The 22,700-nt window shown below is 48.9% G+C and carries 22 protein-coding genes and 1 other RNA gene; 17 read left to right on the forward strand and 6 right to left on the reverse strand.

The genetic code is table 11. The features are described from left to right. Positions 1-50 precede the first annotated feature (50 nt). The 9 genes from NQ502_RS17850 to ssrA all read left to right on the forward strand — a co-directional run bounded on the left by NQ502_RS17850 (position 51) and on the right by ssrA (position 9,214). A complete protein-coding gene (locus NQ502_RS17850; protein WP_028528868.1) occupies positions 51-743 on the forward strand; it encodes an amino acid ABC transporter permease in 693 nt (230 codons plus the stop codon). Positions 744-750: 7 nt separating this feature from the next. Then, the gene (locus NQ502_RS17855; protein WP_187374523.1) at positions 751-1,473 is read left to right on the forward strand and encodes an amino acid ABC transporter ATP-binding protein; all 723 of its coding nucleotides are present in this window, start codon (positions 751-753) and stop codon (positions 1,471-1,473) included. 29 nt (positions 1,474-1,502) lie between these two features. After that, on the forward strand, positions 1,503-3,047 hold the full coding sequence (gene gpmI / locus NQ502_RS17860) for a 2,3-bisphosphoglycerate-independent phosphoglycerate mutase (RefSeq protein WP_028528870.1): 1,545 nt from the start codon (positions 1,503-1,505) through the stop codon (positions 3,045-3,047). Positions 3,048-3,145: 98 nt separating this feature from the next. Next, on the forward strand, positions 3,146-4,303 hold the full coding sequence (locus NQ502_RS17865; protein ID WP_028528871.1) for an SAM-dependent methyltransferase: 1,158 nt from the start codon (positions 3,146-3,148) through the stop codon (positions 4,301-4,303). A gap of 52 nt (positions 4,304-4,355) precedes the next feature. Next, on the forward strand, positions 4,356-5,672 hold the full coding sequence (gene eno / locus NQ502_RS17870) for a phosphopyruvate hydratase (RefSeq protein ID WP_028528872.1): 1,317 nt from the start codon (positions 4,356-4,358) through the stop codon (positions 5,670-5,672). 201 nt (positions 5,673-5,873) lie between these two features. Further along, the gene (secG, locus tag NQ502_RS17875; protein ID WP_028528873.1) at positions 5,874-6,110 is read left to right on the forward strand and encodes a preprotein translocase subunit SecG; all 237 of its coding nucleotides are present in this window, start codon (positions 5,874-5,876) and stop codon (positions 6,108-6,110) included. A 50-nt stretch (positions 6,111-6,160) separates the two neighbouring features. Beyond that, complete coding sequence (gene rnr, locus NQ502_RS17880) at positions 6,161-8,368, forward strand: ribonuclease R (RefSeq protein WP_044983298.1); 2,208 nt, start codon at positions 6,161-6,163, stop codon at positions 8,366-8,368. Continuing rightward, positions 8,331-8,801 carry an SsrA-binding protein SmpB gene (gene smpB / locus NQ502_RS17885; RefSeq protein ID WP_028528874.1) on the forward strand — a complete coding sequence of 157 codons (471 nt, stop codon included), beginning with the start codon at positions 8,331-8,333 and terminating at the stop codon, positions 8,799-8,801. The genes rnr and smpB overlap by 38 nt, the downstream gene beginning before the upstream one ends. A 71-nt stretch (positions 8,802-8,872) precedes the next feature. Then, positions 8,873-9,214, forward strand: a transfer-messenger RNA (tmRNA) gene (gene ssrA, locus NQ502_RS17890). Between the two features lie 288 nt (positions 9,215-9,502). Here ssrA and NQ502_RS17895 read toward each other — a convergent pair. The 3 genes from NQ502_RS17895 to NQ502_RS17905 are packed head-to-tail and all read right to left on the reverse strand — an operon-like array spanning position 9,503 to position 11,613. Further along, positions 9,503-10,255: an EFR1 family ferrodoxin gene (locus NQ502_RS17895; RefSeq protein ID WP_028528875.1), complete on the reverse strand. Its 753-nt coding sequence runs from the start codon at positions 10,253-10,255 to the stop codon at positions 9,503-9,505. A 15-nt stretch (positions 10,256-10,270) separates the two neighbouring features. Beyond that, positions 10,271-11,020, reverse strand: a complete 750-nt coding sequence (locus NQ502_RS17900) for an EFR1 family ferrodoxin (protein WP_028528876.1) — start codon at positions 11,018-11,020, stop codon at positions 10,271-10,273. A gap of 14 nt (positions 11,021-11,034) precedes the next feature. After that, complete coding sequence (locus NQ502_RS17905) at positions 11,035-11,613, reverse strand: TetR/AcrR family transcriptional regulator (protein WP_028528877.1); 579 nt, start codon at positions 11,611-11,613, stop codon at positions 11,035-11,037. A 181-nt stretch (positions 11,614-11,794) separates the two neighbouring features. Here NQ502_RS17905 and NQ502_RS17910 point away from each other — a divergent pair, with 181 nt between their 5' ends. From NQ502_RS17910 to NQ502_RS17945, 8 genes are all read left to right on the forward strand, one after another. After that, on the forward strand, positions 11,795-12,142 hold the full coding sequence (locus NQ502_RS17910) for an aldehyde dehydrogenase family protein (protein WP_148511930.1): 348 nt from the start codon (positions 11,795-11,797) through the stop codon (positions 12,140-12,142). After that, positions 12,079-12,456 carry an aldehyde dehydrogenase family protein gene (locus tag NQ502_RS17915; RefSeq protein WP_242830271.1) on the forward strand — a complete coding sequence of 126 codons (378 nt, stop codon included), beginning with the start codon at positions 12,079-12,081 and terminating at the stop codon, positions 12,454-12,456. Before NQ502_RS17910 ends, NQ502_RS17915 begins: the two co-directional genes overlap by 64 nt. 24 nt (positions 12,457-12,480) lie before the next feature. Continuing rightward, positions 12,481-14,595, forward strand: coding sequence for an NAD(P)/FAD-dependent oxidoreductase (locus tag NQ502_RS17920; RefSeq protein WP_028528880.1), 2,115 nt, complete (start codon positions 12,481-12,483; stop codon positions 14,593-14,595). Positions 14,596-15,028: 433 nt separating this feature from the next. After that, positions 15,029-16,201, forward strand: a complete 1,173-nt coding sequence (locus NQ502_RS17925) for a zinc-dependent alcohol dehydrogenase (protein ID WP_028528881.1) — start codon at positions 15,029-15,031, stop codon at positions 16,199-16,201. Between the two features lie 20 nt (positions 16,202-16,221). Continuing rightward, entirely contained in the window at positions 16,222-17,727 is a 1,506-nt protein-coding gene (locus NQ502_RS17930; protein WP_207637658.1) for a sugar ABC transporter ATP-binding protein, read from the forward strand. A 4-nt stretch (positions 17,728-17,731) separates the two neighbouring features. Continuing rightward, a complete protein-coding gene (locus NQ502_RS17935; protein ID WP_028528883.1) occupies positions 17,732-18,715 on the forward strand; it encodes an ABC transporter permease in 984 nt (327 codons plus the stop codon). A gap of 48 nt (positions 18,716-18,763) precedes the next feature. Beyond that, a complete protein-coding gene (locus NQ502_RS17940) occupies positions 18,764-19,807 on the forward strand; it encodes a sugar ABC transporter substrate-binding protein (protein ID WP_028528884.1) in 1,044 nt (347 codons plus the stop codon). A 40-nt stretch (positions 19,808-19,847) separates the two neighbouring features. After that, positions 19,848-21,014: a zinc-binding dehydrogenase gene (locus NQ502_RS17945; protein WP_028528885.1), complete on the forward strand. Its 1,167-nt coding sequence runs from the start codon at positions 19,848-19,850 to the stop codon at positions 21,012-21,014. A gap of 53 nt (positions 21,015-21,067) precedes the next feature. On the opposite strand, the gene NQ502_RS17950 is transcribed toward NQ502_RS17945, so the two are convergent. From NQ502_RS17950 to NQ502_RS17960, 3 genes are read right to left on the reverse strand one after another with little or no spacing between them, the layout of a single operon-like run. Then, complete coding sequence (locus tag NQ502_RS17950) at positions 21,068-21,928, reverse strand: AraC family transcriptional regulator (protein WP_028528886.1); 861 nt, start codon at positions 21,926-21,928, stop codon at positions 21,068-21,070. A gap of 46 nt (positions 21,929-21,974) precedes the next feature. Continuing rightward, positions 21,975-22,511, reverse strand: a complete 537-nt coding sequence (locus NQ502_RS17955) for a class I SAM-dependent methyltransferase (protein ID WP_049898177.1) — start codon at positions 22,509-22,511, stop codon at positions 21,975-21,977. A 12-nt stretch (positions 22,512-22,523) separates the two neighbouring features. Further along, positions 22,524-22,700 carry a DVU_1557 family redox protein gene (locus tag NQ502_RS17960; protein WP_156887908.1) on the reverse strand — a complete coding sequence of 59 codons (177 nt, stop codon included), beginning with the start codon at positions 22,698-22,700 and terminating at the stop codon, positions 22,524-22,526.

Below are 22,700 nucleotides of genomic sequence, written 5' to 3' on the forward strand. Positions count from 1 at the left end.
ACAGTCCTGTTCTTGTACGTTGTCGCGACAGATGAGATAGGAGAAGTGTTATGTGGGATACTTTTGTTGAACAGTTTTATCAGAATTTTATCGAGGAAGACCGGTGGATGTTCCTTGTAAAGGGGCTTGGATACACGCTGTTGATTACAGTGTTCGCGGTGCTGATCGGGATTGTGCTTGGTTTTCTGATCGCAGTCGTGCGTTCGACGCACGATAAGACGGGCTCCATGAAATTTTTAAACGCCATCTGCAGGGTTTATCTGACGGTGATCCGCGGAACGCCGGTTGTCGTACAGCTGATGATTCTGTATTATGTGATCTTTGCGTCGGTTGATATCAATAAAATCATCGTCGGTGCGATCGGATTTGGTTTGAACTCCGCCGCGTATGTGGCAGAGATCGTCCGTTCCGGCATTATGTCGGTGGATGCCGGACAGTTTGAAGCGGGACGAAGCCTGGGACTGGATTACAGGAGTACCATGATGCTCATTATCATGCCGCAGGCATTTAAAAACGTGCTGCCGGCTCTGGCAAATGAATTTATCGTACTGATCAAGGAGACTTCCATCAGCGGATATATCGGTATGATGGATCTGACCAGGGCGGGGGATATTATCAGAAGTGTGACATATGCGCCGCTTTTGCCGCTCCTGGCGGTGGCGGCAATCTATCTCGTGCTTGTCATGGTGCTGACGGCCGGAGTGAATAAACTGGAAGCGAGGCTGAGAACGAATGAGCGATAAAAATGTACTGATTGAAGTAAAAGAGTTGAGCAAGGCATTCGGTGATCATCTGGTACTCGATAAGATCTCGACCGATATCGACCAGGGTGAGGTGGTCGCGATCATCGGTCCTTCGGGATGCGGGAAATCCACCTTCCTGCGGTCACTGAACCTGCTGGAGATACCGACCGGCGGGAGCATTTATTTCGAAGGCACGGATATTACAGATGCATCGGTAGATATTAATAAAATCAGACAGAAAATAGGCATGGTGTTTCAGCAGTTCAATCTGTTTCCGCACAAGACCATCAAGGAAAATATCATGCTGGCGCCGGTAAAACTGGGAGTGATGAGTGTGCAGGAGGCTTCCGGGAAAGCGGATACACTTCTGCAGCGCGTCGGTCTTCCGGAAAAGGCAGATGCATATCCGGCAATGCTGTCCGGCGGACAGAAACAAAGGATTGCCATTGCGCGTGCACTGGCGATGAATCCGGATGTCATGCTGTTTGATGAGCCGACATCGGCGCTGGACCCGGAGATGGTCGGAGAAGTACTGGCGATCATGCAGGAGCTTGCCAAAGAGGGGATGACGATGGTTGTCGTGACACACGAGATGGGATTTGCCCGCGAGGTTGCGAACCGCGTGATGTTTATCGATGAAGGAAAGATAAAAGAGGAAAATTCTCCGCATGAATTTTTCGATCATCCGCAGAATCCGCGCCTGAAGGATTTCCTTTCAAAGGTACTATAGGACAGCAGTTAAAAAGGAGCGAATTATTTATGAAAAAACAACCTACTGTGTTAATGATACTGGATGGCTACGGGCTGAATGACAGGTGTGAGGCGAATGCTGTCTGCGAGGCCAGGACACCGGTGATGGATCAGCTGATGAGTCAGTGCCCGTTTGTCCGGGGAAACGCAAGCGGTCTTGCGGTCGGCCTGCCGGACGGGCAGATGGGAAATTCGGAAGTCGGGCATTTGAATATGGGTGCCGGACGCATTGTCTACCAGGAACTGACGAGGATCACCAAGGAGATAGAGGACGGTGATTTCTTTAAGAATGAAGCACTTCTTGCGGCAGTCAAAAATGCGAAGGAACGCGGCTCAGCGATTCACTTCATGGGACTGTTGTCGGACGGCGGTGTACACAGCCATAATACACATCTGTACGGTCTGCTCGAAATGGCAAAAAAAGAAGGCCTGAACAAAGTTTTTGTACATTGTTTTCTCGATGGGAGGGATACTCCCCCGTCATCCGGGAAAGGATATATTGAGGAACTGCAGCAGAAGATGAAAGAAATCGGGGTCGGGGAGATCGGAGTCGTATCGGGACGTTATTATGCGATGGACCGTGACAATCGCTGGGATCGGGTAGAGCTCGCATACCGCGCGCTGACGAGAGGCGAGGGTGTGAAGGGAACCGATGCGGCCGAGGCTGTACAGGCATCCTATGATGACGGAAAAACAGATGAATTCGTGCTTCCGACGGTGATGGAGAGAGGCGGACAGCCGGTGACAGTGATCAATGACGGTGATTCGGTAGTGTTCTTCAACTTCCGTCCGGACCGTGCAAGAGAGATCACAAGAGCCTTCTGTGATGATGAGTTTGCAGGATTTGACAGGGGCAGCAGGCGAAACCTCACGTATGTGTGCTTCACGGATTATGATGATACGATTCAGAATAAACTGGTGGCATTCCACAAAGTGAGCATAGAGAATACATTTGGTCAGTATCTGGCAGCAAACCATATGACACAGGCGAGGATTGCGGAGACTGAAAAATACGCGCATGTGACCTTTTTCTTTAACGGAGGCATCGAAGAGCCGAATGAGGGAGAAGAGCGTATTCTGGTAAAATCGCCGAAGGTTCCGACGTATGATATGCAGCCGGAGATGAGCGCATATGAGGTGTGCGACCGTCTGGTGGAAGCGATCAGATCCGGGAAGTATGATGTGATCATCATTAACTTTGCGAATCCGGATATGGTTGGACATACCGGAGTGGAGGATGCTGCGATCAAGGCGGTAGAAGCGGTGGATGCATGCGTAGGACGTGCGGTGGATGCGGTGAAAGAAGTGAACGGACAGATGTTTATCTGTGCAGACCACGGCAATGCCGAGCAGCTGGTGGACTATGAGACTGGCGAACCGTTTACCGCCCATACGGTAAACCCGGTTCCGTTTATACTGGTAAACGCAGAACCGTCGTATGGACTGCGTGAGGGCGGCTGTCTGGCTGATATCGCCCCGACGCTGATCGAACTGATGGGGATGGAACAGCCGAAAGAAATGACAGGAAAAAGCCTGTTGACAAAAGATAACTGATACAAAAGATAAGAATCGAAGGAGATTGCCGCAGTGGTAGTCTCCTTTTCTCTACGGCAAAAGATGGCAGGATATGACATGATAGCAGGAGGAATAATATGAATCAGTTTTTTGGACAGTATCTTGAGAACATTGTACCCGTAACATTCAGACTCCGGACGCCGGATCAGAATCAGGTATTTGGAGACGGAGAACCTGAGTTTACGGTAACGCTGAAGGAAGACATCAGCAGGAAAGAGCTTCTGACAAGTACGTCACTTGCGCTGGGTGACGCGTATACAAAGGGAACGCTGGAGGTAGACAAGGACCTGTATCACGTGCTGGACAGCTTTATGGGACAGATGGGTAAATTTACCACCGACCATCAGATGCTGAAAAAGCTGTTGTTTACATCCCTGGGCAGGAAAAACCAGAAGGAAGAAGTATCTTCACACTATGATATCGGAAATGATTTTTACAGACTCTGGCTGGATGAGTCCATGAGCTATTCCTGCGCTTATTTCAAACGCGATTCGGACACTCTGTATGAGGCACAGCTCAATAAGGTACATCATATACTGGAAAAGCTTCACCTTCAGGAGGGAATGACACTCCTTGACATTGGATGCGGATGGGGATTCCTTCTGAAAGAAGCGGCTAAGAAGTATAAGGTTAAGGGTCTGGGAATCACGTTAAGCCAGGAGCAGCATGATAAATTTCAGGAGGATATCGAACGCGAAGGTCTTGGGGATATGCTTCGGATTGAACTGATGGATTACCGGGATCTGAAAACATCCGGAAAACAGTTTGACCGGGTGGTGAGCGTCGGCATGCTGGAACACGTAGGACGCGGTAATTATGAGACATTTATAGAAAATGTAGATGCGGTATTGAAACCGGGCGGACTGTTCCTGCTGCATTATATCAGTGCGCAAAAGGAACATCCGGGCGATGCCTGGATTCGAAAGCATATTTTTCCCGGGGGAACCATCCCGAGTCTCCGGGAAATCATCAATATTCTGCCGGATTTTAATCTCTATACGCTTGATGTGGAGAGCCTGCGCCGGCATTACAACAAAACGCTGCTGTGCTGGCGTGAGAATTTTCTGAACCACAGGGAGGAAGTCGTCGAACTGAAAGGGGAGGAGTTTACAAGAATGTGGGAACTGTATCTGGCCTCCTGCGCGGCTACATTTCACAATGGGATCATCGACCTGCACCAGATCCTGATGTCAAAAGGGGTCGCCAATGATCTTCCGATGACGCGCATCGTATAAAAATACGCGGCGCAGGTAATACTAGCTGCATCAATATGTAGGAGGTTATTTCATGTATCGCTATTTACCGATTCGACGGATTTACGCAAGAGAAGTTCTGGATTCCAGAGGCAATCCAACCGTTGAGGTGGACGTTACGGTAGGAGAAGGCATCGTGGGGATCGATGGATATACAGGAAGAGCGCTGGTTCCGTCAGGCGCATCTACCGGGAAATTTGAGGCACTGGAATTGCGTGACGGAGAAGAGCGTTACTGCGGATTGGGTGTACAAAAAGCGGTGGATAACGTCAACGGACGGATCGCGGAGGCGATCTTAGGAGAGAATGCCCTGAATCAGGCGTATATTGATCATCTTCTGATCGAGACTGACGGGACAGAAAATAAGAGCAGCCTGGGTGCGAACGCCGTACTCGGCGTCTCCATGGCTGTGGCGAGAGCAGCGGCGGCAGCCCTCAGGCTCCCGCTGTACCAGTATCTGGGCGGCGTATATACGAGGAGGATGCCGGTTCCGATGATGAATATCCTGAACGGAGGAAAACATGCGGACAATACGGTAGACCTTCAGGAGTTCATGATCGTACCTGTAAAAGCGTTCAGCTTTCATGAGGCGCTTTCCATGGGAAGCGAGATCTATCACGCCTTAAAACGGCTGCTCAAAGACCGCGGTCTTTCCACAGCTGTCGGAGATGAGGGCGGATTCGCACCGGATCTGAAGAGCTCAGCGGATGCTCTGGAACTGATCGTGGATGCCATAAAAGAGGCGGGATATGAGCCGGGTGAGGAAGTCGGAATCGCCATCGATGCGGCTGCAAGCGAACTGTATGATGAGGAGCGCGGTGTTTACAGTTTTCCGGGTGAGAGCTGTACGCACAACGAGGAGATCACCAGGGATTCCGATGAGATGATCCAATATTATGAGGAGCTGATGGACCTGTATCCGATCCTCTCGATTGAAGACGGACTGCATGAAGATGACTGGGATGGATGGAAAAAAATGACAGACCGGCTTGGAGGCAGGATACAGCTTGTCGGGGATGACCTTTTTGTGACATGCAGCAAACGCCTCGGCTGCGGAATCAAGCTGGAGGTCGCAAATGCGATCCTTGTGAAGGTCAACCAGATCGGAACACTCTCAGAGGCAATGGATGCAGTTGTCACAGCACAGCAGGCGGGGTACCGTGCGGTGATCTCACACCGTTCCGGCGAGACGGAGGACAGCTTTATCGCCGACCTTGCGGTGGCAACGAGAGCAGGGCAGATTAAAACGGGAGCACCTTGCAGAACCGACCGCAATGCGAAGTATAACCAGCTGCTGAGGATCGAAGAGTACCTTGGAAAAATAGCGGAATACCAGAACCCCTTTTTATAATATAGGAAACATCGTATCCTATATTATAAAAACCCTCCGGGGGATCGCACAGCGGCAGAGAGGAAGAAGTCGCTTGCGTGACCAGCCGCAGGCGGAGATTGCGCTTTGGTGCAATCTTTATGATAAAGAATTGTAAATATGTGTTGAATTCCCCTCTTTCCTGTGGTAAAATAATTCCAGTCGACTGCAGGAGGTGTAGAAGTGGATATTTTAAGAATCATTCTTACAATATTATTTGTAATTGATTGTATAGGCTTATCGGTGGTAGTTCTGATGCAGGAGGGAAAGAGCCAGGGTCTTGGTGCAATTTCCGGTATGGCAGACACCTACTGGGGCCAGAATAAGGGTCGTTCCATGGAAGGTGCGCTTGTAAGAGCAACGAAAATCATGGCGGTTCTGTTTATCGTACTGTCAATTGTATTAAACATGAAATTTTAAAAAAAGGACACTCTTGTTTTATACAAGAGTGTTTTTTCGTCGGAGGAAGCGTGAATAAAAAAGAATTAAAGAAGAGAAAAAAACTGATCTATGAGCTGATAAGTTCCAAAGAATATCAACCCATGCGAGCGAAAGAAATCGCATCCCTGCTGCAGATTCCCAAGCCTCTCAGGAAGGAGTTATCCGCAGTACTGGATGCCCTGACAGAGGACGGAATGATCACCGTGAGCAAGCAGGGAAAATACCGAAAAGCAAAAGAACGGAAATACGGGCCGAAACAGGAGAAGAAAAGTAATCTGACAACAGGTGTTTTCATCGGGCATCCGAGAGGTTATGGATTTGTCGAGCTGGAGGATCGGGACCAGGATGATATCTACATTCCGGAAAACAATGTAAACGGGGCGTTCCACCAGGATAAAGTGGAAATTCAGATTTCCGGATGTGTAAATGGAAAGAGGCGTGAGGGACAGGTTCTCCGCGTATTGGAGCGCGGCATCACAGAAGTTGTCGGCACATTCGAGAAAAGCAGGCATTACGGGTTTGTCGTCCCGGACAACGCAAAAATGCAGCAGGATATCTTTATTCCGCAGGAGCATGGAATGAATGCACAGGACGGTGATAAGGTCGTTGTGCAGATCACCAGCTACGGAAGCAGGAATAAAAGTCCGGAAGGACGCATAAAAGAAGTATTAGGGAAAAGCACCGATCCGGGAATCGATGTACTCTCGGTCGCCAGAAGTTATGGGCTGCCCATGGAGTTTCCTGCCAGAGTGCTGCAGCAGGCCGGCAGGATTTTACCGATATTACAGGACGGTGACTTTTCCGGAAGAAAAGATCTGCGCCATCTGATGTGTGTGACCATCGACGGCGAAGACGCAAAGGATCTGGATGATGCCATTACCCTGGCAAAGACGGAAGACGGATACGAACTGGGCGTACACATAGCGGATGTGACGAATTACGTGCAGGAAAACAGTGCATTGGACCGGGAAGCACTGAAACGGGGAACCAGTGTTTATCTCGTGGATCGTGTGATACCGATGCTTCCGAAAGAGCTGTCCAACGGCATCTGTTCTTTGAACCAGGGCGAGGACAGGCTGGCACTCAGCTGTCTGATGTCCCTGAATGAGAAAGGAAAGCTGAAAAGCCATGAGATCGCCGAGACTGTAATCCGCGTAGACCGCAGAATGACATACACGGCGGTTCAGCAGATACTGGAAGGTGATAAGGAACAGCAGGAAGCGTATCAGGAGTTTGTGCCGATGTTTTTCTGCATGGAGGAGCTCTCGAAGCTGCTTCGCGCCAGAAGAGAGAAGCGGGGATCAATCGACTTTGATTTTCCGGAGAGCAAGGTGCTGCTTGATGAGGCGGGTCATCCTGTGGCTGTGAAGCCATATGAGCACAATACAGCGACTAAGATCATCGAAGACTTTATGCTTCTTGCAAATGAAACCGTGGCGTCAGAATACCATGACAGGGAACTGCCGTTTGTGTACCGGATCCATGAGGAACCGGATGCAGACAGAATGGAAGGGGTGCTTGCCTTCCTCCGGGCTAATCAGATTCCGGTCCAGAAAGCAAAGCATACCGTCAGTCCCAAAGAAGTTCAGAAAATACTGCAGAGTATAGATGGAATGCCGCTGGAACCCATGGTCAGCAGACTGCTGCTGCGCTCGATGAAGCAGGCGTGTTATTCCGTGGAGGACGCCGGACATTTTGGTTTGGCGGCGGAACACTACTGCCATTTTACATCGCCGATCAGGCGCTATCCGGATCTGCAGATTCATCGAATCATCAAAGATGTGATCCGGGGCAGAATGGGGCAGGAGCGGACGCATCATTATGAGCTTCTGCTGGATGACGTCGCTTCAAAATCGAGTATGCTGGAACGGCGTGCGGAGGAAGTGGAGCGTGAGACGATCAAACTGAAGAAGGCGGAATATATGAGCAGCCATATCGGAGAGACCTTCGAAGGCGTCATATCCGGTGTCACCGGATGGGGTATTTACGTCGAACTCGGCAATACGATCGAGGGACTTGTCTCCATGAATTCCATGTGGGACGATTATTATATTTATGATGAAGCCGCGCATCAGCTGGTCGGTGAGGCTTCCCAAAAAATATATCGCCTGGGACAGGCCGTGCGCGTCATCGTAGAAGATGCGGATGTTGTAACGAAGACAGTAGATTTCAGATTGGCAGAAGGAATGGAAAAAAGAAATGGGGAAGGAAACAGGCAATCGTCTGATTGCGAATAATAAGAAAGCGTACCACGATTATTTCATCGAAGAGAAGTATGAGGCGGGCATTTCCCTGCATGGAACGGAGGTAAAATCCCTTCGTATGGGTAAATGCAGCATCAAAGAATCCTTTTTAAAGATTGAAAACGGCGAACTGTTTATCTATGGGATGCATGTCAGTCCGTATGAAAAGGGCAATATTTTTAATAAAGATCCGCTGCGTGTGAAGAAGCTTCTGATGCATCGTACAGAAATCAGCAAGCTGCAGGGTCAGATCGCGGAAAAGGGATATACGCTGGTGCCGCTGCAGGTGTACTTTAAAGGCAGCCTGGTAAAGGTGCAGATCGGTCTTGCCAAAGGTAAGAAAATGTATGACAAACGCCAGGATATTGCCAAAAAAGATCAGAGACGGGAAGCAGAGCGTGATTTTAAAGTAAAAAACCTTTATTAGGGCATTGACTTTATGTAAACTTGGTGGTATATTGTATATGATAAAACACGTCTGCAGCCGGTAAAGCATTCGGGGTAGTACCGGTTTCGACGGGGGTCTTGAAGATGGAGAAGCTATCCGTACGCGATGCGTCAAATCGCAAAACTTAAATTTAAACGCAGACGAAAACGTAGCGTTAGCAGCCTAGTTGCTGCTCGTCAGCCCTTGTGCACTCACACATGAGGAATCTGGCGCCGATCTTGTGAGAAACGATGCGGGCAAAGCTTTGAGCCTGTAGGCGTAATATGAAGCTACCAAAACCATCAGGGTGTCTGTTTCCGGGTGGCGGAGGGAATGTCAAAGAACAGACTATGATAGTAGAAGTACATGGGATAGATTTTCGGACACGGGTTCAACTCCCGTCTACTCCATAAAATATCTACCGACAAACTTTAATACAAAATAGCGCTCCCGTTCGGAGGGCTATTTTTGTATATATATCTAAAAAGTGCGTAAATATGGGGATTTTTTGCTTCGTCCTTTTGCTGTCCCTTGCTCCTGCTGGCGGCTGGCATGAATTGAAAATTCGAAGCCAGCCTCCGTAGATGTGGAGAACGGAGACTGGCTGAGCATTTATTCAACGAACGGTTGAAAAAGTATGTGTAGTACTTCTTCGTATGTGCCTGACTCAGATAGACTAGGAACCGGTGCTTGATGTGGTTTTACTCCTCCATGATATCGTAACGCCTCTTCCCCTTGGAAATGGACTTATACTCAATGGCCTCGGTGGGGCATCCACAGATGCAGGCCATACAGTGTGTGCAGTTTCCCTTCCATACAGGCCTTCCCTCCGCCATGCCGATGTTATTTAAAGGGCACCGCTTTGCGCACTTGCCGCAGGAGACGCAGGCATCCGAGACTGTAAAGCCTTTGTCCTTGATATAGAGGCGGTAATAGAGCGGATTGAACGGCCCGCTGATGAAGCGGCCTCCAAGAGAAACCGGCATCTCAGGGAACGGCTTGCCCTGGCGGATCTGACTGGCCAGCTTAGAAAAGACTGGCTTCGCCCGGGCGATTATGGATGCGCATTCGCTCTCACTGGGCGCAGCAGATAAGGCAATGTAATTTTCCGGCATTTGCGCGGACGCAAGGCCGCGGTAAATTAAACCGGTCTCTGCGCATAGCTTTGCGGCGTAGCCCCCCGCATTCCCCTGTGTGCCGCCGCCGCGGGTCAGGACAAAGTAGGCGTTTTGATTCCCCTCAAACCTGGTGGTACGAATCCACTGTTCCACCAATTTGGGTATGCGCCAGGCGTAAATCGGCGCAACAAACACCAGAGGACGTTCCGATCGGAACGTCTTTTTTTCGCCTTTCTTCAGGCAGTGGTTAATAGAAACCATTTCATCGCTAAGCTCCGCCGCTATCTGCTTTGCTGCGAGCTGGCTGTTGCCGGTGCCGCTAAAATAAAAAACCATTTAACTCCCTCCCTTTCAATCTTTCATGATGTAATATCTACGGTTTCCCCTGGAGGTGGATTTGTACTCAATGGCCTCTGCGGGACACCCTCCGATACAAGCCATGCAGTGAGTACAATTTCCGTTCCAAACGGGCTTTTTATCCACCAGGCGGATATTGTTCAGCGGACACCGTTTTACACATTTGCCACAGGCGGTGCAGGCGTCCGATGCGGCAAAGCCTTTATCATGGACAAAGAGCGTGTAAAACAGCCCATTGACTGGCCCGCTTACTATCTTATCTTTAAAAGTGACTGGAATCTCCGGAAACGGTTCTCCCTTTTTAATCAGCGCGGCCAGTAATGCTGAGCGTTCTGCGGCCTTTTTAAGAATCCCCTTACATTCTGTCTCGTCCGGCGTGTTGGATAAAGCCACATAGTTATTGGGCATGATGAGCAGCGCCAAACCACAAAAGCACAGTCCCTTTTCCGCGCAAAGCTTTTTCGCATAGGCAGCGGCATTTCCCACGCTTCCGGCGCAGGTCAGGATAAAATAAGCATTTGAATTCCCCTCGAATTTTGTCTCACGAATCCATCGCTCCACAACCTTTGGCATCTGCCAGGAATAGGTAGGCGCCACAAATACCAGTGGATTCTCCGATTGAAACGTATCTTTTTCACTCTTTTTGAGATACTTGTTCATAGTGACAATTTCATCTCCAAGGAGCTCACTCATTTGTATTGCCGTCCTTTGGCTGTTTCCGGTACCGCTGAAATAGAAAATCATATCCATATTCTCCTTTATTTTTGGTCAATTCCACTGACCATCTGCGCCAAATATTCTTTTGCCTGTGTCTTGGAACACGCTTCGTTATCGAGGTATTTCCACTCCAGGATAAGCAGGATCACCTGGCTGTAAAGGTTTGCAGCCATTTTCTGCGGCACCTTGAAGCGATGGGAATCCGAATTGTCCTGAAAGGCCGCAGACATATTGGACAGCAGATAAAACCTTATTTGATTGATGAGGTATAAATTGGGAGGGTTATTCTTTAGGATCGCCTGCACGATTTCTATGTTCTCATCTAAAAAATCAAAGCAGTTCTCCATCAGTGTATCCATCCGCTGCACACAGGTTCCTCCGTCCTGATAGCCGCTGTCCAGCCGGTCGCGGATGGTCATGAAGCAATACTCCATAAGGTCGTATTTGTCATCAAAGTAATTGTAGAAAGTAGCGCGGGGCAGCATAGCCATCTCACACAACTCTCCAACGGTAATCTCCTCAAAAGATTTTTTGCAGAGCAGAGACTGCATTGCGTTCTGGAGGGAAAGCAGGGTGCGGCTGGCTCCAATGGTCATCTTTTTTGATAAGTCATATTTCATATTTTGTCTCTCCTTTGACAATTTTTTACTTTTGTCTAAATATATACAACCGATTCATTTTGTCACTTGTCTTTTTACAAAAGCTATTATAGACTAAAAACAAAATTTAGACAAGTGAAAAAATAAAGACTTATGAATAATTTATTTAAAATGAATTCAGACCTAATAATTGTGAGGTGTTATGATGAGTTACGAGAAATTACTGCACAGGCAGATCACTCATGTTGAGCGCAGGCTGAAAGGCTGGATGAAGCCTCGCTCCAAAGCAGCAGGCATTACCGGCCTGCCCGGAAAGGCCTATGAGCTGGTGGAGCCTTATGGGATCGTGCTGATCATATCGCCGTGGAACTACCCGCTTTCACTGACTATGCAGCCGCTCATCGGGGCGATAGCGGCTGGGAAATCATATCCCGCGCCTTTCCGGAGAAATATATTGCCACGGCACTGGGAGGGAAAAGCCCCTGCATTGTCACCGCCGATTCCGATGTTCGGGAGACTGCCAAAAATATTGCATATGGCAAGATTATGAACAGCGGGCAGGCGTGCATTGCTCCGGACTACGCGCTGGTGGATGAGAAGGTGAAGGATCAGTTTTGCGGGGAGTTTGCAGTGCAGTGTCGGAAGATAGCAGGAGACCCGCTCACAAATTCCAAGTATCCGCGCATTATCAGCAGGCGGCATTTTGAACGTCTGCTGGGGCTTATGGATGGCGTGACAATCTTAAGCGGCGGGCGTTCCGATCCATCGGCGCTTAAGATAGAACCTACCGTCCTTGTGGACGTGGGATTGGCCTTTGGCGGGGTTGGTCAGAGCGGTATGGGAGCTTATCACGGCATCCACTAAAAGAATAGAAATGAGGTACAGAATATGGATTATCCTAAATTGTTTTCCCCTATGAATATTGGCTCAGTTCAAATTAAAAACCGCCTGGTTATGACCGCCATGTGCGTTGGACTCGCCAGACATGACGGAGCGGTCAGCAACGCTCTTGCCGCTTATTATGAGGAGCGTGCAGCCGGAGGTACGGGGCTCATCATTACAGAATGCAGCCGCGTGAACGAGACGGACGCCGTCGCCTACCCCAGCATGCTGTCCATGTCCCACGACCGGTATATCGAGCCGCTTCGCAAGGCTGTGGAGCGTGTTCACGCCCACGGTGCCAGGATGTTTGTACAGCTTTATCATCCCGGACGGCAGAATGTGGCCCTCTTTCCCACCGTGTGGCAGTTTAATGAGCGCATGGCGCGGGTATTCCCGTCTTATTGGGATTTATATTTCAAGGTGGCCGGAAAGTTTGACGCTTCTGCGATAGACGATCCTAAGACCGCGAAGCGCATGAAGAAGTACATGAAGCCCCTCCTGGCCCCCAGCGCCGTTCCCTGCGGACTAGCGGACAATCCCATCCGCAATCAGAAAACAGTTCCCATGACCATTTTGCAGATTAAAACGCTGATCGGTCAATTCAGAGCGGCAGCGGGACGGGCGAAGAAGGCCGGAGCCGACGGGGTGGAGCTTCACGCCACCCACGGCTATCTGATCCAGCAGTTTTTAAGCTCTTACACCAACCGCCGCGAGGATGAATACGGCGGCTCTCTGGAAAACAGGATGCGGCTTTTGAAGGAAATCATCGGGGGCATCCGTGAGGAATGTGGCTCTGATTTCCCCATCAGCGTGCGTCTTTCTGTGGAGGAGTTCTACGATATGATTGGCTATCCCGGACAGGGAATCCTCTTGGACGAGGGTGTGGAGATGGCTAAAATGCTGGAGAGCTTCGGCGTTGATGTGCTCAATGTCAGCAGCGGCAGCTATGATACGGCGCAGACCTCCTGCGAACCCATAAGCTTCCCTCCCGGCTGGAGGAAGTATCTGGCGAAAGCAGTCAAGGATCAGGTCAAAATACCTGTCATTGCAGCCAATTTGATTCGAACGCCGGAGCAGGCGGAGGAGCAGCTGGCAGAGGGGACGCAGGACTTTATTGCTATGGGGCGTTCCTATCTGTCCGATCCGGAGTGGGCGAAAAAAGCAATGGAGGGGAGGAGTGATGACATTAACCGCTGTATCTGCTGCCTGCGCTGCATGGAGGCTTTTCAGGAGAACATTATGAATGGCAGGCCGGTGGAGTGCGCGGTCAATCCCCGTGCCTGCCGGGAGAGCATTTACTCCCATACTTTGCCCAGAGACGGGGGACAGCGGCCGGTGGTTGTCGTGGGCGCCGGGCCGGCTGGGCTGACAGCGGCCAGGGAGCTGGCGGCGCGGGACTTTAAGGTGACTGTGCTGGAGCAGGGTTCTGCCCCGGGTGGACAGTTGATTCTTGCGAAGGCCCCTCCGCTCAAGGAGAAAATCGGCTGGCTGATTGAGTATCTGACGCGTCAGGCTATCCGGCAAGGCGCGGACATTCAGTACAATATAAATGCTGACAGGGAGATCATTGAAAGCTTTCATCCATATGCCGTGTTCCTCGCCACCGGCGGAGAGGCGGCTGCCCCGAAAATCCCCGGCTCCGAATCGGACGCAGTGATGACAGTGACGCCAATCCTGACAGGAGAAAGGAAGTACTCCGGCAGGGATATTGCAGTGGTAGGCTCCGGTATGACTGGGCTTGAAACAGCGGAGCTTCTGGTGAACCAGGGGAATACCGTCACCATAATCGAGATGGCGGAAAAAATTGCCCCCGGCGCTTATCCGGTCAATGCCTCTGATGTCATTGAACGGCTGAAAAAGGGCGGGGTGCGGTTTCTGCCCGGCAGAAAGCTTGAGCGTATAGGCTGCGGAATGCTCTATCTGACCCGTAAGGACGGTGTGTCGGAGGAGATCCGCACCGATGTGACTGTACTGGCGATAGGCGTGCGCAGCAACAACGCATTGGAAAAAGAGTGCGACGGACATTTTCCGCGGCTCTATCCCATCGGCGATGCGGTGAAGCCCGGACGTATCAGTAATGCCACCGGCAGCGCTTTTCTATTGGCACGCGGATTACAGTAAGGGCTTACAAAGACCTGAGATATTGCAGATGGGCAGCTTTACTGATCGTTACATTCATGCCAGCATGTTTTTTGTAAATTTCATTTTTGATTTGGAGTTGAGAGTATGCTCAGCACACTTTGTTCTATTACACAGGAAACTCCTCCGGAATCTCCTGTGTAATAAAATGCACTTCGTGCATCAATGCGCAGCTCGCGGAAAAAATCGCAAAAAAACACAAAAAGAATAACAAAATATATAAATAACTGATTAACCTCCAGTAGCAAACTACATAAAAAATATCGTGTAAAGAAGTCTGCACAGCAAAATACCATAAGATTGATAACAATGTATATTATTTAAAAAATTGTACAGGTTTCATATAATGAAAATAACCAAACGCCGGCGGCTGGTAATGTTGCACAAAACCCATACACATGTATTGGAGGAAGCCATGGAGAAAAACAAAGTTGCAGTAACCTTAGGTCCCGGAAACATTGTGATTCAGGATATGCCCTATCCGAAGTTACAGAAGGGCGGAGCCATACTGAGAAACAAATTGTGCGGAGTATGCGGTACTGATAAACATACATACCGCGGCGAGACCACTCAGTTTGCAGGCACAAATTTAGAGTATACGATTCAATTTCCTTTGCACCAGGGGCATGAAGCCTTCAGCATTATCGAAGAAATCGACGAAGAAGGTTCAAAAACTCTTTCCTACGATCACGAAGAACTTCACGTGGGTGATCGTGTCACTTTTTCACCGGTCATCGTATGCGGCAGCTGTTTCTGGTGCCGGCATGCTTCCTGGTATACCTGGTGTGAAGGGGAGGGCAGAGGCGTTTATGGGAACAACGGCGGTATCATAAACGGTGATCATGCCCCGGACGAGATTTACGGCGCCTTCTCACGTTTCATGACGATTCGGCCGGGTTCCTATCTCTTTAAGTTACCGGATGAATTGCCGGATGAGCTTGCCTGCCTGGTTGAGATCATGACAGTCACCTATGTATTCGATACGGCAATGAACACAAATTCTTTTCATATGGATGGACTGCCCTTCGGTGCGACTGTGGTCATTCAGGGCGCAGGTCCCATCGGTCTGGCTCACGTGATTAAGGCGCGCATGCTGGGTGTCAAAACGATTATTGTGACGGATAAATCTGAATACAAGCTTAAACTGGCAAAAGAATTCGGTGCTGACTATACGTTGAATGTTACGACTACAGAAGAAAAAGACCGCATTGATTTTGTGAAATCCAGGACACGCGGACTTGGCGCGGATGTCGTCGTGGAATGCACGGGTGTGCCGGCAGTGGTGTCGGAAGGCCTGGAGTATCTCAGAAAATGCGGCACTTATCTGGAGCCGGGTATGTTTGCGGAAGTCGGCAATTCTTCCATCAACATGCACAAAGTTTGCTCAAAGAATCTTAGGATTATCGGTATGACTGAAAATGCGCTGCCCGGATACAGGGCGACCATGGATATGATGGTAAAACACCTGAATGATTTCCCATGGTTAAAGTATTTTACGCACAGGTTCCCGCAGGACCAGATCAATGAGGCCGTAAAATTCAGTATGACGGATGACTGCAACAAGGTTCTGATCGAGCCCTGGAAATAAGCCGAATTGAGGTGATTGTTTTGAGCGAAGTCAGAACAGATGCAATAGTAAGCTTTAAGAATATTACGAAAACATTCCCCGGCGTTGTCGCTTTAAACGACATATCTTTCAGTATCAAACGTGGGGAGGTACATTGTCTGCTGGGTGAGAACGGTGCTGGAAAATCAACATTGATTAAGATTCTCACGGGTGTTTATCATGCCGACAGCGGTGAAATATTAATCAATGGAGAGAAAGTGACAATCGGAGATATCGTTGAGGCACAGAAGCTGAGGATCGGCACTGTTTTTCAGGAAAACAGTCTCGTCCCACATTTATCGGTGGCTGAAAATGTATTTTTGACCAGAGAAATAAAGAATAAATTCGGTTTCATTGACTGGAACAGAATGTACAGCGAATGTACGCGCTGGTGCAAAGAACTGGGGATCGAGATTGATCCGAAAGCAAAGATAAACCAACTGTCGGTTGCCCAGCAGCAGATTGTCGAGATCGTAAAAATGTTTTCGCAAAACCCACAGATCGTGATACTGGATGAACCAACTTCTGCGTTATCGGATAATGAAATCGATAATTTATTTGATATCGTAAAAAAAATGCAGGAAAAAGGAATCACCTTCCTGTATATCTCGCACCGCATGGAGGAAATAAAACGAATCGGCAACAGCGGCTCCGTGCTGCGGGACGGCGAATTTGTTTCTTCTATTGAGGATGTAACAAAGCTGGATATGGATGAAATCATTGCGCTGATTGTAGGCCGTACGCTGGATCAGAAATTTCCTGCCAGAAATGCAGAGATCGGGGACGTTTTACTCGAGGCGGAGGGGTTATCAGTTCCCGGTTTAATATACGATATCAGCTTTCAGGTCAGACGCGGCGAAGTCGTTGGATTTTCCGGTTTGGTAGGGTCGGGACGTACGACGACGGCAAAAGCCGTTTTTGGCGCAATACACAGATCGGCGGGAACAGTCAGAATAGACGGAAGGGAGGTTAGAATTAAAAGTCCCAGGGATGCAATCAAAAACAGGATTGGATTACTTCCCGAAAACCGTAAGGAAGAGGGACTGATTTTAAATCAGTCGGTTTGCTGGAACACTATTTTTGCTTCACTGAAAAAATTCAAAAAAGGTCCGTTTATCAACAGAAAAACAGAGAGAAAGGCTGTAGAAGACTATAGAGAACGACTGAACATTAAAACCCCCACTCTCTTTCAGCAGGTCAAATACCTGAGCGGCGGGAATCAGCAGAAGGTTGTATTTGCGAAATGGCTCTGCGCGGATTCCAGTGTATATTTTTTTGATGAACCGACCCGTGGTATTGATGTAGGCGCCAAAAGCGAGATCTATGGCATGATCAACATGCTGGCTGCTGCTGGAAATGCGGTTGTTGTCATTTCTTCTGAATTACCTGAGATACTGGGTGTGTGTGATCGGACTGTGGTGTTTCATGAAGGCAGGGTCACAGGCGTGTTAGACAGAAGAGAGGCTACGCAGGAGGCAATCATGTACCATGCGTTAGGGGGGGAATGAGCGAATGGATAAATCTAAAACAAAGAGAAATGTATTGGGAAAAATTAACAGATCGATGAACAGTGCTTCCGGAGCAGGCTCACTGTTGCCGTTACTCGTGATCATCCTCCTGCTCTGGATTACCACCGACAGTTTTATGCAGTTTGACAATATTATGCAGGTATTGCGTCAGGCATCTGTCTATGCACTTATGGGTATCGGCATGACCTTTGTGATTATCACGGGAGGCATCGACTTGTCACAGGGGTCCAGCCTGGCACTCAGCTGCGTATGCGCAGGACTCACGATCAATGCGACCGGGAATATGTGGCTGGGGATCGGAGCCGCACTGGCAGCCGGGGCAGTGATCGGATTATACAACGGGGTATTGGTAGCGTATGTTAAAATTCCGCCGTTTATTGTCACGCTGGGTTCACTGTACATCGTGCGTGCATTGGCCCTGTGGATGACAAATTCAACACAGGTAGCGATCTCACACGGAAGTTTTAAGTATATCGGTCAGGGATTTCTGTTTTCCATTCCGTTTCCGGTATACGTATTTGTGATAATTGGAATGATCGCCCATATTATGTTGACGCAGACAGCGATAGGAAGACATATTTTCGCAATCGGAAGCAATGCAGAGACTGCTCGTCTTTCCGGTGTTCATATTGAGCGGACGACGATTACGGTTTATGTGGCGTCGGGAATCTGCATGGGAATCGCGGCTGTTGTATATTTGTCCAGATTAAGCGCGGCCCAGCCCACGGCGGGACAAAGCTATGAGATGGAGGCGGTTGCAGCAACAGTCATTGGCGGAACATCGATCACAGGCGGGGAAGGAGGGATCTTTGGCACGATCATCGGTGCAATCATTGTTGCTATTATAAGAAACGGATTGGTTCTGCTGGGCGTTCAGAGCTTTTTTACGCAGATGGTCGTGGGTGCAATTATAGTCGCCGCTGTTTCTTTGGACATCACACGCAAAAGACTCAGCGCAAATAAATGAGTATCTTTTAATGTAAGTATTTTGTAAAATTACAAAGGAGAAAATGAAATGAAAAAGACATTGGCTATACTGATGACGATATGTATGCTCTGTTCGCTTCTCGCGGGATGCACAGGGAAAAGCGACGAAGGCACCGATAATGCACCGGACGATGCTGCAGCCGCTGATCAGGAGGAGACTGCGGATGCGGACGCCGCTTTGGAAAAAGCCTCGGATTCATCGGAAAAGAAAAAACTCGCAATTGTACCGAAATGTTTAAACAATCCCTATTTTGTCGCCATGTGCGATGCGGGGAAGGCAGCAGGCGAAGCACTCGGCTATGAAGTATTGATCAACGCGGGCGATGCCGAGACAGAGGTAGACAAACAAATCAGTATTGTGGAAGCTTTTATTGAACAGGGAATTGATGCACTGATTCTGTGCCCATGTGACGGCGCTGCATGTGTGGATGTAGTCAACAAAGCATTTGAACAGGGAATCCCTACATTTCTGGTCGACACCGATGCGGGTGAAGCGGCAGATTCCTGTAAGAATATTGCATTTGCAGGGACAAACAACTATGAAGGCGGGCGTACGGGGGCTGTCTGGGTTGGCGAAAATGTGAAATCCGGAAAAGTGGTGGTTTTGGATGGATATGCAGGCAACGTGTCCACGACGCAGCGTATGCAGGGATTCGTCGATGAGATTAAAAACTATCCTGACATCGAAGTCGTAGCGGTAGAATATGCAAACTGTGAGATTTCAAAGGGGATGGAAGTGACAGAAAACATGCTGATGGCACATCCGGATCTTGCAGGTATCTTCTGCTGCAACGATATGATGGCAATCGGCGCGGGTCAGGCAGTTGAGGCAGCCGGCAAGCGCGAACAAATCCAGATCTGCGGATTTGACGGTCAGCCTGACGCAGCCCAGAAAATTATCGAAGGTACGATTGATGCAACGATCGCGCAAAAACCTGCGACCATGACAAAGCTTTGCGTTGAGATGGCAGACGCATACTTAAACGGGCAGGAGATAGAAGAGACATATATCGACACTGGATGTGACACGGTGACTATTGAGAATGCAAAGGAATATCTGACGTGGCATTAAAAAAACACCTGGATATGTTATCGTGCAGGGAGGAAGTTATATGCAGAAAACAGTAAAAGCGGCGGTGCTTACGGGACCGGGAAAGATCGAAATCAGGCGGTATCCGTATCCGGACCTGGCTCCAGGCGGAGGTATGGTCATTAAGAACCTTCAATGCGGAATCTGCGGTACAGACAAACATACGTTTAAAGGCGAGGTAAAACAGAATACCGGCACAGAATCGGCTTTTGAAACACCATTTCCGCTTATTCAGGGACATGAAGGTGTTGGAATTATCGACGAAATAGCGGAAAACAGTTTTGAAGTTGATTACAACGGCGAGCCCCTGCGGGTGGGTGACAGGGTAACATTCTGTCCGGATATCGTTTGCGGCGAATGTTACTGGTGCAGGCATGCACCATGGTACCCATGGTGTGACAGTATAAACCGTCAGTGCTATGGAAATAGCCTGTGCGCAGATACAGCGCCTCATTTATTCGGTGCGTTTTCTGAATATATGTATGTTTTTCCAAAATCATACGTTTACAAGGTGCCAGATCAGCTTTCAACGGATATGGCAACATTGACAGAGCTCATGTGCGTGACGTACACACTCGATAAGGCAAAAGAGCTGTTTGCATTTGACGGTGAGGGATTTGCCTTCGGCGGAGTGGTAGTGATACAGGGCTGCGGACCGCTCGGGCTTGCACATGTGATTAAAGCCCGGATGATGGGCGCAGGAAAAATCATTGTAACCGATATTTCAGATTATAAACTGGAACTGGCAAAAGCATTTGGTGCGGATCTGTGCTTAAATGTCCTGAAGACATCGGCTGAGGAGCGAATTGATATCGTTAAGCAGGCTTCTCATGGAATAGGAGCCAATGTAGTATGCGAGTGCTCCGGGGTTCCGTCTGTGGTGCCGGAAGGCCTTGAGATGATTGCAAAATGCGGAGTCTATTTGGAAGCTGGTCATTTTGTGGATGTGGGTGGGATTGAAATCAATATGCATAAAATCTGTGCGAAAAATATCAGAATTGTGGGGATGAACAATCATGCCGTCACAGGGTATCGTCCCACGATGGAAATGATGCTTCGCCACGAGAAGGATTTCCCCTGGTCCAAATTTATCAGTCACAAGTTCGATCTGGATGATTATGAGACTGCTATTCGTACAAGCATGACGCCGGAGAGTATGAAGGTCGTTGTCGTGTCCAATCAAGAGTAGCATAGCAGAAGAGTGCCGTGAGACGATTCAGTTTTCGGCACTCTTTTTTTGTATCATACATCGGGTACTCTAAATATACCCGGGGAACAGCCCTTAATCTTTTTAAACATGGCGTAAAAATGTGTAAGATTTTCATAGCCTACGATATGGGCGATTTCTTTGATCGGCAGCGCAGTATCTGTCAGCAGCCTCTGTGCTTCCCCGATACGTCTGTTCGCTATGTACTGACTGATTGTCAGGTTAAAATATTCTTTAAAGATGTGGGAGATATAGTATTGACTAAAATGCAAATCACGGGAGATATCCTCCAGACGAATATTTCTCATGTAATTTTCATCGATATACTGTTTGATATTGACAGGCAGATCTTTGATATCTTCGTCGTTTAAATCCTTCTGTGTCAATTCAGAGTACGAATTGGGGAAATATTGCAGCAGCTTTAACAGACAGACCAGAAGATGCTGGCCGGCAGCACTGAACGTAGTTTGGCGCTTTTCAAAGTTCACATGAATTGTATTCATCAAAGAAAGAAAGATGTCAAAGGCCTCGCCGGACTTCAGAATGGGTACCTGAGAGTTTGGAAGGATATGATTTTCGGGCATTCCTTCTATATGAAGATTGTTCATTCTGATAGCAACGGAACCACGGGGGCTGTAAGGATCCGATTTTTCACCGTGCAGAACACCGGGGTTCATTACCAGGACATCTCCTTTTACCGTCAGATATTCTTTTTCCTTATACGTAAGAATTCCCAGTCCTTCGGTGATTAAGATAATCTCAACAGAGCTGTTATGTGAATGAATTGGATGAGACCAGCCGGGATCATTTTTCACCTCATTGGCAGACGTGACGATCGGCAGTTTTGGGTCACATTCGCCCATGCGTGAGATATAATTCATGTTTAAACGTATCATTTTACCAGCTCCTTTGCATAATATCTCCCGTAATTTTAAGGCTCTGTTATTTGTATTCTGAAATCTTTTCGCCTACAATCAAATAATACCGGCACTTCCCCTTCGGTATCTCGCAGGCCGGTTTTTCAAAGGTCCCCTCCCAGATACAGTTCAGGTAGTATCGCTGCCATTCGGGTGTTACGTCCTCCATGGCGGTGATATGAAACCCACTGTGTTCAAGCAGGGAGCGTATGTCCGCTTCAGGTTCGAACCATACATCCGCGTATAGAAATCTGCCGCCGTCCCGGAGCAGCCGGAAAGCTTCGGTGACTGCTTTTTGGCGGTCGCCGGATACAAACATGGCACATTCGGAGATAACGGCATCGAAGCTCTGATCCGGATAGGGTGCGTTCAGGAAATCTCCGGTCTCAGTGCTGCCGTCTGACCGGAGATCCAGGCCTGTGGCGTCAAAGGTCCGGGAGCGCAGCAGGGCAACGGTATCCCCGTCGCCCGCGCCAAGATCCAGGATACGGGCAGGCGGTCTGATGCCCGACAGTGTGAGCAGTTTTTTCGTCTGTGCGGTTCCTCCGGGATGTCTGATCATAACAGCCTCCTTTTACTTATCCTCTAATTCCATTTCCACAGCGGCGATCTTGCCGTTTGCCAGTTCTTCCGGGATATAGACCTGTCCGCACACGGGGCAGCAGGGCACCTCATGATACATCTCATGTTCCAGATAGACAAAGATTGTTTTCTTCATTTGCAGTTCCACGCCGCATTTGCAGCACTCCAT

Source organism: Ruminococcus gauvreauii (assembly GCF_025151995.1).
Lineage (GTDB): Bacteria > Bacillota > Clostridia > Lachnospirales > Lachnospiraceae > Ruminococcus_G > Ruminococcus_G gauvreauii.